This window comes from Mucilaginibacter sp., assembly GCF_965200995.1.
Classification (GTDB): Bacteria; Bacteroidota; Bacteroidia; order Sphingobacteriales; family Sphingobacteriaceae; genus Mucilaginibacter.
In genome coordinates, this window is the sequence record NZ_OZ241743.1 from 1,250,798 (window position 1) to 1,266,494 (window position 15,697).

General features: G+C 47.3%; 11 protein-coding genes. 4 read left to right on the plus strand and 7 right to left on the minus strand.

Going from position 1 to position 15,697, the window contains the following annotated elements; translation table 11 throughout:
* Positions 1–131 precede the first annotated feature (131 nt).
* Positions 132–713 carry a Crp/Fnr family transcriptional regulator gene (locus ACY652_RS06000; RefSeq protein ID WP_462267128.1) on the minus strand — a complete coding sequence of 194 codons (582 nt, stop codon included), beginning with the start codon at positions 711–713 and terminating at the stop codon, positions 132–134.
* A 175-nt stretch (positions 714–888) separates the two neighbouring features.
* Here ACY652_RS06000 and ACY652_RS06005 point away from each other — a divergent pair, with 175 nt between their 5' ends.
* From ACY652_RS06005 to ACY652_RS06015, 3 genes are all read left to right on the plus strand, one after another.
* A complete protein-coding gene (locus ACY652_RS06005; protein ID WP_462267129.1) occupies positions 889–1,770 on the plus strand; it encodes an SDR family oxidoreductase in 882 nt (293 codons plus the stop codon).
* A 260-nt stretch (positions 1,771–2,030) separates the two neighbouring features.
* Positions 2,031–3,056: a family 16 glycosylhydrolase gene (locus ACY652_RS06010; RefSeq protein ID WP_462267130.1), complete on the plus strand. Its 1,026-nt coding sequence runs from the start codon at positions 2,031–2,033 to the stop codon at positions 3,054–3,056.
* 59 nt (positions 3,057–3,115) lie between these two features.
* The gene (locus tag ACY652_RS06015) at positions 3,116–4,000 is read left to right on the plus strand and encodes a glycoside hydrolase family 16 protein (RefSeq protein WP_462267131.1); all 885 of its coding nucleotides are present in this window, start codon (positions 3,116–3,118) and stop codon (positions 3,998–4,000) included.
* A gap of 91 nt (positions 4,001–4,091) precedes the next feature.
* Here the strand turns inward: ACY652_RS06015 and ACY652_RS06020 are convergent, their stop codons facing one another.
* From ACY652_RS06020 to ACY652_RS06045, 6 genes are all read right to left on the minus strand, one after another.
* On the minus strand, positions 4,092–6,665 hold the full coding sequence (locus ACY652_RS06020; RefSeq protein ID WP_462267132.1) for an LBP/BPI/CETP family protein: 2,574 nt from the start codon (positions 6,663–6,665) through the stop codon (positions 4,092–4,094).
* A gap of 145 nt (positions 6,666–6,810) precedes the next feature.
* Complete coding sequence (locus ACY652_RS06025; RefSeq protein WP_462267133.1) at positions 6,811–7,680, minus strand: phosphatase PAP2 family protein; 870 nt, start codon at positions 7,678–7,680, stop codon at positions 6,811–6,813.
* 579 nt (positions 7,681–8,259) lie between these two features.
* On the minus strand, positions 8,260–10,608 hold the full coding sequence (locus ACY652_RS06030; RefSeq protein WP_462267134.1) for a hypothetical protein: 2,349 nt from the start codon (positions 10,606–10,608) through the stop codon (positions 8,260–8,262).
* Positions 10,609–10,675: 67 nt separating this feature from the next.
* On the minus strand, positions 10,676–11,554 hold the full coding sequence (locus ACY652_RS06035) for an SdiA-regulated domain-containing protein (protein WP_462267135.1): 879 nt from the start codon (positions 11,552–11,554) through the stop codon (positions 10,676–10,678).
* Positions 11,555–11,559: 5 nt separating this feature from the next.
* Positions 11,560–13,614 carry a polyphosphate kinase 1 gene (ppk1, locus tag ACY652_RS06040; RefSeq protein ID WP_462267136.1) on the minus strand — a complete coding sequence of 685 codons (2,055 nt, stop codon included), beginning with the start codon at positions 13,612–13,614 and terminating at the stop codon, positions 11,560–11,562.
* Positions 13,615–13,618: 4 nt separating this feature from the next.
* A complete protein-coding gene (locus tag ACY652_RS06045) occupies positions 13,619–14,866 on the minus strand; it encodes a Pycsar system effector family protein (RefSeq protein WP_462267137.1) in 1,248 nt (415 codons plus the stop codon).
* Between the two features lie 147 nt (positions 14,867–15,013).
* Here ACY652_RS06045 and ACY652_RS06050 point away from each other — a divergent pair, with 147 nt between their 5' ends.
* Positions 15,014–15,640, plus strand: coding sequence for a phosphatase PAP2 family protein (locus ACY652_RS06050; protein WP_462267138.1), 627 nt, complete (start codon positions 15,014–15,016; stop codon positions 15,638–15,640).
* The last annotated feature ends 57 nt before the right edge of the window (positions 15,641–15,697 follow it).

Genomic DNA, 15,697 nt, shown 5'->3' on the forward strand with positions numbered 1-15,697 from the left:
TAAAAAGTTATTTAATTTTTGGTAAAAGTAGGTATTATCAATCCACCATCACAGGTTTAGGGTTAGCATCTGCCGCTAAATTTTTTTTCTGAAATGCGGTGCAATCTGTATAGCGGCTGTAAACCGCTACGCTACCGGGTTAGCTGCGCATGCCTGATGCGGGTAAGCGTTTCTCTTGATACGCCCAGGTAGGATGCGATCATGTGTAACGGTATGCGCCGGGCAACACCGGGGTAAGAACTGATGAAATCAGCATATTTTTCCTCGGCCGAAGCGCTGATGCTGGTTAGTAAACGCTGCTGCGTTTCATTAATGCGGCTCAGCATCATGCTCTCCGAAAAAGCGTTTATGGCCGGGATGTTTACCCGTAAATGTTCAAAATCCGCATGGCTCCACATCATAACTTCCGTTTCTTCAATAGCCTGCACATAATATTTTGAAGGCGTACCCTTATTATAGCTTTCCGAGTCTGTAGTCCAGCTTTGCTCAGGCGTAAACTTCATGATGTACTCAGTGCCATCCTCTCCTACTGAGTAATTTCTGAGCAAGCCTTTTAATACTAATATTTTATAACGGTAAATCTCGCCTGCTTGTATCAACAGGTGCTTTTTGGGTAGTTTTTGCATTATGGCCGCCTGGCCTATCCGGTTTATCTCTTCGGGCGTAAGTTTTGGTACGTGCTGCCTGATATAGCACTCAAAATATTCGAACATGGTGAAAGATGCTGTAAATAAATTCAAAAATAATTAAAAATTAATCCTTAAAATGAGTCAAATGTCCTCGCCATACTGTACAGGCTACCCGTAACTTTACAAATCATCAGGCAGAAAAAAGCATACTGAAATGCTGGCTGTTTGCACATGAATACATTACTAAAATAAAAAACCTATGCGCGTATTTGTTACAGGAGCTTCCGGTTTTATCGGCTCCGCCATTGTTCAGGAACTTATTGCCGCAGGCCACCAGGTGCTGGGCCTGGCCCGCTCCGAGGCCTCGGCACAAACGCTTGCCCAAGCCGGCGCCGAAGCGCTTCGGGGCAGCCTGGAAGATGCAGACAGCCTGAAGCAGGGCGCTTCAGCAACCGACGGGGTGATCCACACCGCCTTTATTCACGATTTTTCAAACTATACTGCCGCCGCCGCTACTGACAAAGCCGCTATTGAAGCCATAGGCGCAGTGCTGGCCGGTACCCAACGCCCGTTTGTAATTACCGGCGGCATACTGGGCCTGCAGCCGAGGCACGAATTAACGGATGAAGACGATGCGGCACCTGATTTTCCCCGGGCTTCAGAAAGTGCGGGCATTGCTTTGGCAAGCCAGGGGGTAAAAGCCGCTGTAATCCGCCTGCCGCCATCTGTGCATGACCAAAACGATCATGGCTTTGTACCTGCGCTGATTAATATTGCCCGTGAGAAAGGGGTTTCGGCCTACATTGGCGATGGCAGCAACCGCTGGCCGGCAGTGCACCGATTAGATGCCGCACAACTGTTCAGGCTGGCTTTGGAGCAGGGCGCAGCCGGCAGCCGCTTTAATGCCATAGGCGACGAAGGCATACCTACGCGCGAGATTGCTGAGGTTATCGGTCAGCAATTAAACTTGCCAATAGTTTCCATTCCAACTGAAAAAGCCGCCGAACATTTTGGCTGGATCGGCCGCTTTTTTGCACTTAACGGCCCGGCATCGGCTGTAAAAACCAAAGCCCGGCTGGGCTGGCAGCCTGCGCATATCGGGCTGTTAGAGGATATGCAGCAGAATTATTTCCGGTCATAATTACAGGGCAGAATAAACTCTGTACCCCCGCATCGTTTTCCGGCTTGTGCAAACAAGTGCCGGATAATGGTGCGGGGGTGTATTTTATCAGCAGCTTAGCGGTTACATCTCATTGCACCGTATTATAAATTGTTTTGCATACATTTACTGTATATACCTGTGATATTATGCAGCCAGCATCTTCATAACAGAAGGGCAGCAACATGTATTACAGACTCGGGCAACCCTGCCCGGAGAAAACCAATTTTAAACTACAGGCTATGAAACATTTAAATTACCTTTTGTTGCTGCTGGCATTGGTATTTACCAGTTGCTCAAAAAAGACCAGTGCCGATGGCGGCGCAAAAACACCGCCCACCAATCTGAATGTACAGGCCGCAGTAAGTACAGATAACAGTGGTAATGTTACCTTTACTGCTACCGCTACCAATGCCGCAAGCTACGGGTATGATTTTGGCGATGGCAATTATCAAACCTCGGCTACAGGCGCTGCCACTTACAAGTACAGCGCACCGGGCACTTACAAAGTAACGGTTACCGCTACAAGCAGCGATGGCAGCACGGCATCAAAAGCTATGGAGGTTACGGTAAACGTGGTATTGAAACTGGCCTGGGCCGATGAGTTTAATACCGATGGCGCACCCGACCCCGCCAGATGGGGCTATGATCTGGGCGGAGGCGGCTGGGGCAACAGCGAACTGGAATATTATACCAGCAGGCCGGATAATGTAACCATATCAGGCGGCACCCTTAAAATTACTGCCAAAAAGGAAGATTATAGCGGCAGCACCTATACTTCTGCGCGTTTGGTATCAAAAGATAAATACAACCTTAAATATGGCAAGGTAGAAATCAGGGCCAAGCTGCCTTCGGGCGTGGGCACCTGGCCGGCCCTTTGGATGCTGGGCAGCAACTATGCTACCACCCCCTGGCCGGCCTGCGGCGAAATAGACATTATGGAGCACGTAGGGAAAGATCAGAACAAGATATACAGCACCTTGCACTATCCGGGTCATTCGGGCGCTAATGGCAACGGCAGCACTACAGTTATTCCTACCGCCAGTACCGAGTTTCACCGTTACGGCGTAGAATGGTCATCAGCGGTTATAAGGTTTTCTGTAGATGATGTTCCATTTTTTACCTTTGCCAACAGCAGCAGCACGCCGTTTAATGCCAACTTCTTTTTTATTTTTAACATGGCCATGGGCGGTAATTTTGCCGGCCCGGTAGACCCTGCCATTACCAGCGCTACGATGGAAGTAGACTATATCAGGGTGTACCAATAACTGTTAAGGCCTGTTTGTTAGCATCAACACTTTAATTTTATATACCACCATTTTTCAATATGAAACCTCTTGTTCTAAAGTACAGTGCGTTATTGTTTACGCTTTGTGTAGCAGCTGGTACCGGCCCGGCCCTTGCCCAGCCGGCTACAAAACCGGCCAAAGGGAAAATAATCTTTTTTGATGACTTTAACAGCCGGAAGCTTAACCGCAGCAAATGGAACGTGCAGATCACCGGTATGCATGTGAATGATGAGCTGCAGGCTTATGTAGACACACCTTCCACTGCCTATATTGTGCAGGGGGCCGCGGCCGAAGGCGCCACGAACGGCGCACTGGTATTAAGGCCGCAACTGGCTCCAAATTTTAAAACACAGGACGGGCAGACTTTTAATTTTATATCGGGCCGCATTAATACCCAAAGTAAGTTTGAGTTTAAATATGGTACTGCCGAAGCCCGCATTAAACTCACTGACGGTGCCGGCCTGTGGCCCGCCTGGTGGATGCTGGGCAACGGCAACTGGCCTGCCTGCGGCGAAATTGATATTATGGAGTATATAGGCGAAAAGGATTGGGCCAGTGCCGCCGTGCATGGCCCCGGTTACAGCGGCGAAACCCCTTTTGTAAACCGCATGTACTTAGCCGCCGGTAATGATGTAACCCACTGGCATACCTATGCGGTAGAATGGACACCTGATGCCCTCAACTTTAAGTATGATGGTAAGCTGATGTTCCGCGTGAACCGTAAGATGGCGGAGCATTATGGTAAATGGGCATTTGACAATAACCACTTTCTGTTACTGAACTACGCGCTCGGCGGCGCTTATCCGGTTAAAATAAATGGTGTAAAGTCACCGTATTATGGTTTACCGGAGTCTTCTGTAAAACTAATTAAAGAAGGCAAGGCCAAAATGCTGGTGGACTGGGTACGGGTAACTCAAAACTAATAGTAGCTGCCCGTATTGTTTGTTATAAGGCTTAGGCAAAACTTCAGCAAAGCGATTAATCATAGTTAATCGCTTTGTTGTTTACAGTATATCAGAACCTATAACTGAAAGATAGGTAACGAAGGGTAGTTTCTTTGGAGATACCTTCGGTAAACTGTATCACAATCAGCTCGGCCGGTATAATGTAAATGCCGCCGCCGTAGCCATCATGCCACTGCGAAGAGGACTCACCCGGCGACCATACCCGCCCCACATCATTAAACCCGATTACACCAACAGCGCCCGGAAACAGGTAGGAATTAAAATCAAACAGTTTTAAGCGCAGTTCCAGGTTGTTATAGAGCATACTTTTACCGGTAAAGCGCGCGGTATGAAAGCCGCGCAATGTTTGCGGCCCGCCCAATTTTAATTGCTGGTAATAAGCAGCATCGCCTACCGTAGTACCCGCCCCTGTACGGTTGGCAACCACAAGGTTTGAACTATGGAACGGATTTACATAGAAATCAAACTCCGATATGATTTGCCCGTAACGGTTACTTTCGCCGCCATTAAGCTGCTGCATACCGGTTAGAGTGGTATGCCAGTATACCCCTTTGGTTGACCGCGCACCGGCATTACGGGTATCAAAATCAAAACCGCCTACCAGGCCTGCAAACGTGCGGTTACTAAACACCTCTTCACCGGGGTTAGCCTGGTTATATTGCAGTAAGAACTTATTTCCGTTATCTTCAGCGCTGCTGTGGTAAAACTGCCCGCCGATGCCTGCATTCACCTTAAAGTTGCCATACGTATGCGCTATCCTTACATCCGCGTTTATCCAGTCGTAACGGTTACGGTAGTATTCAATTTCGCGGTTGCCCTGGTTGGGAAATACCGTATTATTGCCGATACCGAAAAAGTTGGTGACGTTGTTGGGGCCGCGTGAGATTACATTGATGCTCAGATCATTATTACCGATGGCTTTTATAAAGTTGCCCGAGTAAGTAATCAGAAAAGAGTGCCGGGCCAGTGAGTAATCAACTAAAAACTCATGCCGGTAGGCATACGGCTCCTGCCTGAAGCCATGTTTGGTATAGGCAAAGCCCCCGATTGCCGAAACACCATAATCATTATTATAGTTAGCCAGTATAATGGGCTCAAAGCGGTCATACTGATAACTTTTGCGGTCGTAGCTGTTTACGCCTGTATCTGCAGAAAGCCGCAGTTTGGCCAGGGAGCGATCAGGCAGGATATTTACCTTGTCTGAACGGTCATAAATGTATAGGTTCTTCTTGTTATTAGCCGCAGTTGCCACTTCAAAGGTATCCTTATCGCTGCCGCCAACCATGCGCACCTTAATGGGCGACCGGCCAGGGCCGGTTACTTTAAATTTATCATCACCGTCAAATCCGTAAATTCTAATCTCTTTGGTTACAGCAGGGTCAAAGGTGCGCTGGTAAGTAACCTGCGCCAGGCTGTTATCCTTTTTTACCTTGTGGATAGTAACCGCCAGCCGGCCCTCCGCCTGCTCATCAACAAGTATATTTTCCCGCTTATCTGTTGTGGGTATTTCTACCACTTGCGATAAAAAGCGGTAATATTCCATCCCCTGCTGTGTTATGTTATCCCGGCGGGCTTTGAGGATGGCGGTAATTTCGGGGCCCGATAGCCGGTAGATGTCTGCAGGCAGCTTATGAATGGCCTTATCAATTACCTCATCGGTAAGATGGGCCTGCACATAGGCAATCTGCTCCTTCCAGTCTTCCTCGCCCAACTGCGGCAAAAAGTAACGGTCAAAATACCGGGCGTTAAAATTCCAGGTCTTGATGTCCCTGATCTTGCTGCCATAAGGCTGAAACTTCGATTTAAGCCACTGGTGTGCTACAATCCACGGAAAGATGCCTGACGTTTTATAATATACCTGGTCGCGGTCGCGGGGTATGGGCGTATATACGGTACTGTCCTTACTTTTGTCTTTATCCCAGCGCCACTGGTCGTCGTGCCGGTCCCAGTCGCCTAAAATCATGTCCAGCAGGCGGGCCCGCAGTACCAGCTTATCGGCTATTTTTACATCGTTATCATCGCGGCGTTTTTCCTGTACCTTGTGGGTATTATCTGTCTTTTCAGATTCCAGCGGCTCACGCTCTTCAAACAGGTATATGCCATTGGCATAATCTTTCCTGAATTTACCCAGCCCCGCATCATCGCCTACATACACAATTTCGGGATTGGAATGCGGAATCTGCAGCGCCTCTGCCAGCGGCGGTACGGTTAAAGCGGCGTAGGGATTAGAGGTGGAGATCTGATCCTGCAAAATATCTTTGGCTACGGTTTTACGCAGGTTGGGGGGTAACGCACGCTCAGGGTATTTTTGTACCGTTCTTAGTACCCATTCCTGCCCTGACGGATCCTGAAGGCGCAAAGATTTGGTTTGCAGCCCGCCGCCCTGCTGCGAAACGGTAAGGCCGCCCTTTTCGCGCTGTAAATGAAGCACCCTTATCTTTACCGGTACAGCCCACAGCTTGCGGTAATTCTCACCGAAGAGCGCCCGGTGAAATTTGCCCACCTGATCATACTCAGGGGCAATGGCCATCGTAACGCTATCGCCCCGGGGCTGGATTTGCGCTCTGAGCAGTTGTGATGATGTAATTAGTACAAAGAGGGCAACAAGGGTAAAAAACTTCATTTTGGGTCAGGCTCTTTCTAAAAATTTATAGGATCAGCATGTTCTGTAAAAGGCATCTACAACCTTCAATCTCTGTATTGCCTGCTAAACGCAAGCGGTAATGATAAGTTTGGGCGGGCGACGTTAAGCCACCTTATAAATATAATTAAAACTGCATAGAAAACTGCAGGCCCAATGTTCCTTCCTGATACGAGGGCAGCAGCATTGAACTGGCAGTGCGCCTCTTTTTTAATTCAGGTGGAAGGTCAGTAATATTAGCTGAGTTACCTTTTTTCCCTTTAAACAGCGTATTGCGTACATACGGATAAAGCAGGTATGCCCCCTTTGTAGCCAGTATACCCAGCCCTGCACCGGTAATTACATCGCTAAACCAATGGCTTTGGTGGTAGATGCGGAATATACCGGTGGTAGTGGCAAAGGCGTAGCCTACGGCACTGTAAATCTCCGAATTACCGCTAAGCTCCTGCGCCATAAACTCGGCGCCGGAAAAGGCGTTGGCCGTATGCCCCGATGGCCACGAACGCCGGTCGGCGCCGTTAGGCCGCAGGCGGTGCGTTGATCTTTTTAAGGTGTATAACACTACCCCCATCATCCCCTGCGCCATTACATAGGTAAGGGTGCGGTCAACAAAGGTATTTTTACCATGTACGCCTACCAGATTCAATCCATACACCAACACAAACGGGGCATACTGAAAATAATCTTCCACATGGCTTTTGGTAAACAGATTATGCTCCTGCGCCTCGCTGTACACATAGCGGTCGAAACGGCGCAGGGGCCTTACATAAAAAGAGGTAACCCCATACCCGATCAATACCGCCGGCGGTATGAGCGACCGGGCATTACTATGCAGATGCTGCACCGTATCGGGTATGGTAAGCAGGTCTTTTCTTAACGTATCAATAATGTTTCTCTTGGCAGTATCTGCCCCGTTTTTCTTAACCGTATCCGTTACCTGTTGGGCACAGGCGTTAAGCGTAAGCAGGCAGAGCAGCAGATGTAGTGTTTTTTTCAAAGGCAATATGGTCTTAGAAATAATGTGTTGTACAGTTCATTAACATTTACATAATATTACATATACCGAAAATTGTTTTGCAGTATATGTAATTCGTTAGTAACTGGTGCTGTTTTGCAGGGCGACAGCTTAGATGTCCGGAAGATTTTAAGCTGAAATAAGCGTATTACATTACCCTAAAACGGGTTTGGTATTCACCCGATTGCTGCCTTGCGCTTAGGTTGCTGTGCCTTCGTAATCCACCCGGCAAAGGGGTAAAAAGTGTAAACCCAAAGTTTACACTTTTCTGAAAATATTGCATCTAAAAAACTGATATTCAACATTTTAAAAAAAAGCAGGGTTTACACTTTTTACAACTTTTAGTTGTGCCTTTTACCGGTGTTATTTACCCCCGGTTTGCCTGCCTGCAGGAGAGGGAAACATCGAGCTGAAAACGGGTTACGCCCGGTGATACGGTGCTGTGGCTGCCAAATGTTTCGAGATTAAAAAGCAGGTGAATGCCAACCTTGTTATGGCAGGGTGCCGGACAGGCACACGGCTGTTTAATTTATGCTTTTTCCTTTTATTGCCTTTGCTAACTTATTCATACCTAACGCTTACCCGTAAGGCCTTCAGCCCCTTTACATCCTGCAATTCCTCCAGTTCAAGCTCTTCTATTCCAGGCGTAAGCATTTGCTGTTGCTGCAACCGGCCAATGTACCCCTTGTATTCATCAGCCTCAGCCCGTGTTAAGTATACCAGGGCTATTTTATCCGGCTGGGTAAGCCGCTCGTTGCTATCTTTCAGCCTTACTTTATCTATCCGTTTCTTTATTACCTCGTACCTGATGTTGTATACCCCTTCCACATCAAACCTGCGCTCGTCGTTTCTGAAATTAATATCAATAGCCGAGCTGTGTATAAAAACAAGCTGCGTGGTTTGCAGCTTTACCGGCATTTGCTGCTGTAACTTTTGAGTGAGGCGGGTAATAGCTACCATAGAGGTAAGCTGCCACAACCGGATAGCGCTTAATATATCCTGGCTGAACGGCTGACCGGGCGCTATGGCCTGGCCTGCATAAATATCATACTCCACACCATCGGTCCTGAACTTTTCGAAATAGCAGGGGTAGATAGACTCCAGCTGCTGCTGCTCCCGCTCAAAATATTTATTAATGGACGTATTAATTAAACGTATTGAAGTTTCGAGCTGATGCTGGTGCGCATACACAGGGCCTTCGCAGGTTATATTTGCAGTTGCCAGAAATTCATCTACCAATTGTGCAGCATCAGTATGCTGGCGCTTTACCGTGAGCAGCACATTTGGCACATCCTGATTTAAAAAACTGTCTATCCTGATCTTATCACTGGCAGTTACCGAAACCTCAATTTTGGCTATCCACTGGTTGCAGGTTTCAATAAGCCGGCTGAGTTCTTTTTCTTCTATATAAGCATCCAGCCTGTTTATTACGGTTAGCAGGCTGGTGAGGCTGTTATGTAAATCCATCTGCATAGCGGTATTGCGCTCCATAGTGGAGTTGCGTATATCAATAGCGCCATACAGCGGGTACACTTCCTTAAAGGCAACAGTTTCTATTTTTAAACCGCTGCTGTGCTCGCGTTCCTGCCTGATGTAGTTCCAGGCCGCCTCGTTAAACTTCCACAGTACGGAGGGCTGCAGCGAGGTAAAGTTTTCTTTAATCACCTGGTCTATCCTTACGTTGAAGCGCTCTATACTGTTTTGCACCATCTGAGCCAGCAAAGGCAGGGCAAAGTCTACTTTCGACAGCAGGTTTTCAGTATACTCAATGCCCTGATAGGCGTAAACTTCGAGCATGCCCGCCAGGTGCCTGTGGTACAGCAGCGGTATACGGGCATAAGAGCAAACGCCTGCCTGCTTCAGCAAACCCAGGTAAGGGTGCCTCGCTATACGGCCTGGGGTAATAACAGGGTAATATACCGCTTTAGGGTGCAGTTCATAGCGTTCGGCCATATCCTTAAATACACTTTGCACATCCCCGTACTGCTGTGCCGCCTGCATCAGTATACTATTAGTGCACATGCCGGCATCATACACCGCAGTACCGTTAAGCTTAAGCAGCGGCATCAGGCCAAATTCAATAGCCGGATCTTCGGTAAGTGTTTTGAGTAACTGAATTACCTGCTCGTATAAATGATCATCATTAGTATTATGGCTGATGATTACATCCCTGATCTCGTCAATGGCATGGCGGGCGGTAACATCATTCAAGGTAATTACGGCAAAGCCCTTAAACTTAAACAGGCTCAGGGGTAATACCTCCATCAATGCTTCGGCGCCGGCCTCGTTATGCAGGTAAGGTTCAATATGCTCAAACGTAAGTTCGGGCAGGCTGCCTTTAACTTCAATATCAATAAAGGTGGTATCGGCGTGTATCTTGTAATACCGGTACAGGCCGGTTCCGGCATTAAGGCGCGTATAATAAATATCATTATTCAGCGCCGATGTAAAATTATAGAGCCGCTTTAATATAAGCCGGTAAATATAATCAAGGTGCTGCTGCTTCAGTAACTCGGCATCTGTAGCTGCCGAAGTTTTGGTTTTAGAAGCCAGATCAGTTATGGCAAAGTCGCGAAAGGCATCAGTACTGTAAAATACCTTGTTGGGCACCGGCGTACCCAAGGCCCACAAATACTCCTGCTCGTTTACAATGGCCGGCGAAAGGGCGGCAAACATCAGTTCCAGCAACTGCTGGTGCGTTTTTACATTATCCGTATCAATACATTCGGCTACGTTGGCCGTATATGCCTCAAAAGTATCCAGTATAAACTCATAGAGTTTAAGCTTAATTGTTTTTTCTGTTTTTATTCTTTCCTTTAAATACCTGATGAAGGGCTCAAAAGACAATTCATACTCAACAGGTGTAACCTTTGAAAGGGCAGGATTGATGTAAAAGGTATCACTTGTCATTTTATTCTTTCTTATAGCCCTGTATCAACCCATACTATGGCTGGCAGGCGGTGGCTGTTTAACACCGTTATTGTTTTTTACTTAACGGAAACATTAAAACATTTCCGGGCGATAATTCATCGCCCTCGTTTGAGATGTACAAATTACCGGCCTTATCAAAGGCGATGCCTTCGGGCTGTAAAAAAACACCCGGATTGAGGTGATATACCGCAGTTACCGCCCATTGCGCATTAGCAACTACCAATAGTTTGTTGAACGATGACAAAACAAACCATTGCCCGCTTACCGGGCTTTTGGCCAAAGCGGAGGGCTTGAATTTAATCTTGCTCTTGCCTGCCATTCTGGTAATCCGCCTTACATCCAGGGCTGCCTGGCCGGCCGCCTGTAAGGTATCCCCTTTAATGCTGAACAGATAAACGGTATTACTTTCCGAATTTTTTTCAATGCTGCAGTTCTTACAAAGTACCAGTAACTGGTTCAAAGACGGATCGGCGTAAAGGCCTTCATATTCCCCTTCGGGCAGCAGGTTCTTAAACTCCTTTACATTTACCGGCTTTTGCCGACTTATACCATCCAATGGAAACCGATACAGCTTACCATTGCTTTTCAGGATAAATATCTGCCTGTTTAAAATGGCTATATCTTCGTAATCGCCCTGCTTGGCAAATTTAGTATGTTCAATGTGCTTATCGCCGGGGTGAAAATAGTAAACTTTGCCGTCTTCATCCTGCTCTGCATAAACGGTATCTGCATTACCGTTATTAAAGGCGATACCCGATATTTCGAGCAAGTCCTCCGGCATGGTCCATTTAATGGGTTTATTGAGGTGGTAGCCCGGCGGGTTAGCGTAGCTTTCTTTCTGTTTACTTTGCGAACAGGCCATTAACTGCAAGGCTATCAGCAGCCCTGCTCCGATCAATGCGTATAACGGTTTCAGCTTTTTCATTAATATCAGCGTATGGGCAACAAGGCATTGTTTTTCAATAACTCATAAATTTGCTGCTGTGAGCGCACCGGCGGTGTATTCAGTGGCTTCCGGGCAACATTCTGTAACTGCGCGTTCAGGTTTACAGCCTGGGTATTGTCAGCAAGCTGCAAATCTACTAATTTCAGAAGTTCATCCTTAACCTGCTGGTCATATACCGGAAAGCATACTTCAATGCGGTGATAAATGTTCCGGTTCATCCAGTCGGCCGAACCGAGGTAAACCCCGGGGTTATCACCGGCACCAAAAACAAACACGCGGCCATGCTCCAGGTAACGGTCTACTATTCTTTCTACCTTGATATTACTGCTCATGCCCGGTACGCCCGGTATCAGGCTGCATATACTACGCACTATCAGCGAAATTTGCACGCCTGCCTCCGATGCCTCGTATAGTTTGGCAATCAGCGTTTTCTCTTCCAGGTTATTGAGCTTGATGATAATTTTAGCCGGCTTGCCCTGCCGGGCAATGGCAATCTGCTCATCAATAAGACGGATAAACGCCTGCTGCAGATTAAACTGCGCTACCAGTAAATGCTCAAATACAATAGTACTCACATCAACCTGCCTGCGCTTTTGCGCTAAAAACATAAAAAGCAGTTCCACCTCGCGCAACAACAAGGGGTTTGAGGTAAGCAGGATATGATCGGTATAAAAAGCAGCCGTTGCTTCATTAAAATTGCCGGTAGCCAGCAGGCCCCGGTAACGGGTACGGCCACCATCGGTCAGTTTTACCAGCGCTACTTTGGCATGTACCTTAAGCGAGGCCGGGCTGTAGATGATCTTAATACCGGCCGCCTTCATTTGCTTAGACCATTTGATGTTATTGGCTTCATCAAACCGGGCCTTTAACTCTACTACCACCTGTACTTTTTTACCGTTTTTAGCCGCGCTGATTAAAGCGCTGGCAATGCGGGAGTCTTTTGCTACACGGTACAGCGTAATGTAAATTTCGGTTACATCGGGCCTGATGGCCGCTTCGTTAAAAAAACGAAGGATGGTATTATAGGACTGGTAAGGCGCATGAAAGATCAAATCTTTACGCCCTATGCTATCCAGCAGCAATGAGGCCTGCTGCACTGCCGGGTAACTTGCGCCCGGCCATTCAGGGTACAGCAGCTCCGGCCGTTTTACCGGTAAGGCAGCCAAATCTTTCAGGTTATGGTAAGTGCCGCCTGCTACCATGCCGCCTGCAGGCAGGCTAAACAACTGCTTTAAAAAATACAGCAGGCGCAGGGGCATATCCGGCTGGTACAAGAAGCGGGTAGCCAAACCCGAGTCGCGCTTTTCCAGCTGCTTTTCCAGTTCGGCGGTTACCTCCTCAACGTATTCATCCTTAAAATCAATCTCTGCATCGCGGGTAACCTTAAAGCTGTAGGTGCCTTGCAGGGTTACCCGGGTATGATATTTAGTAAAACCAAAACGGATGATGTCATCTAAAAACACGATAAACTGCTGCCCGTTTTTAGTTACGGTAAAAAAGCGGGGCAGCACATCAGACGGAATGTTAACCACCCATAATTCCTCCTTATTTTGCTGGTTTAGCGCCTGCACCAGCAGGTACAATTTATTATTTTCGGGGAAGAAGGAAATATCAGTACCCAGCTGTACCGGCTGTATAAACGCCAGCGCCTGGCTGAAGAAGTAATCAGTTACTTCGGCCTGTATCAGTTCGGGAATGGCCGCCTGATACACCAGTTTTATTCCTGCTTCTTGCAGTAAGGGTAATAGCTCCCGGCTCAACACCCGCCCAAAACGCTCCAGCTGCTGTGCAATCATCTGCTTTGCCGAGATAATAATTTCGGCACGCTGGTCAGCATCTTCCTGATGTACTGAGGCCAGGTGATGCATAGCGTTCATCACCGGCATACGCACCCGGTAAAACTCATCTAAATTAGAAGAGTAGATAGACAAAAACTTAACGCGTTCCAGCAAGGGGACCTGTGTGCGCCCGGCCTCCATCAAAATGCGCTCGTTGAATGACAGCCAGCTTAAATCGCGGTTGTAAAATTGAGGAACCATCGGTTTAACGCTTTCCACTGATTAATATGGCTACAATAAATGCGGCTATCGAAATAATAAGGCCGTACATGAATATATTATAAGCAATGCGCAGCAGGCGGTATTTTCTGCCCAGCACTACTCCCTGCGAGTATACGTCGGTAATCAGGCTGCCATATAAAAATTCGCGGTCGCTCATTACCTTGTTCATGCCCGCTGTATAATCCTGCAGGCTCATCCGGTAAAAATTACCAAAGAACAGCAGGTTCACCTTTTTATCGTCCACATCCTTTTCCGAAAACACACCATCAGGAATGGAGGGACGGGTGGAGAGAATGGAGAATACCATGGCCAGCAGGCTGATGATCAGTATAAATACCGTAGGAATTACCAGGTAAGGATAATCTTCCAGCCGGCGCAGCAGCAAACTTAATATGGCCGACAGTATAATGGAATTTACAGTGATCATGATATGGGCCTTGTTATCTGCCATATCGCTCAGGCGCTGGTGGTTACCAGAGCTTACCCTGAACATGGTTTCAATCCCTTTATCCGGCCGTTCCTTCTTTTTCTCCTTTGCCTTTTCAGTTGTTTGGGCTGCCGTTTGCTCAATACCCTCCTTTGCCGGAAGCGGGGTTAAGGGCTGTTCGTTTTTCTTTTCCCAGTCTGCTTCTTTTTTCTTCAGTTCCTTTAAATTTTGCGCTTTGGTATCAGCCAGCAGCAGGCGGCAGTAGTCAGTATGGTACTGGTGCTGCTCCATTAATGCAATGGTTTTCTGTCGCCAGTCATGCTTAGAGATGGTAATATTTTTTACAGCCTCTACCTCTTTGTGCATGGCTTTGCTTTTATCCATAAACCCGGCGGCGCCCAAATGGTATAAATCGGCATCGCATACGATCTGCTCCAGCAGGTTTGCAGGGCGCTGCGGCATTTGCGTAGCCATAATACAGCCTTTTATTCTTTCAATAACTGTATTATCAAGGTTTAAGGTAAGCAAATAATCGCCGGCCAGCTGTGCGCTCCAGCTCTCGTGCTGTGCACAGTCCTTATAATAACCGGTATCATGAAACCACGCGGCAGCAGTAACTATAAAAAAGTCTTCATCGCTTAACTGATAGTGATTGGCTATCTGAATGGCAGCATTTACCACGTTTTCGGTATGAGCGCTGTTATGGTAATAAAACCGGCTATTGGTTTGCTGATTAAACAGGGCGAGCACATGTTGCTGCACCTGTTCTAACAAAGGCTGATAATTCATTTCAATTTCAGGCATGTAAGCGGCTATAATAATTTAATACATTAAATATAACGCAAAGTATTAGCTTAAGCGTTGGTACACGGTAAATGTTTGTTTTGCAGCAGTACTAAACAAAACAGGTGCACCGGCATTCTTTATTCGTACTTTTAACAAAGCATTTGTATGGCAGCATCAAAAATCAGCACTGTGTATATCAGGAATGTAATTGTTGTGGTTATGTTTTTATTGCTGTTGCTGCCCTCAGTGCCGGCTAATGCACAAAGCCGCATTCAGCAATTTGACGACCGCATTCTTATTGACTTGGCCGATCACCGCACACCTGCCCAAACTGATGTATTTATGTTTTTATCCAAATATTACCGGGTGGGCGATATTGGCGTGCCTGCCGGGCTGCTCATTGGCGGCATAGCCGGCAATGATAAGGAAATGCGGCAAAATGCCCTGTACGTGGCCAGCAGCACCTTCATCTCCTACGGCATAACCATGCTGATTAAGCACGTAGTAAAGCGCCAGCGGCCCTTTATTCATAACATCAGTATTGTACCGGTGTACCGGGCAGGCAGTACTTCGTTCCCCTCCGGGCATACCTCCTCTACTATTGCTACGGCTACGGCGCTTTCTATTGCCTACCCTAAATGGTATGTAATTGCGCCATCGTTTTTATGGGCGGGCGCTACCAGTTATTCGCGTATGTATTTAGGCGTGCATTACCCAACCGATGTAGCCGCAGGTGCGGCGCTGGGCGCAGGTACCGCTATATCTTTACAGTTTTTGAAAAGGCCCCGTTAGCTATAACCAGCAGTAGAAGGCCGGATATCGGCAATAGTAGATTCTTTTATCATACAA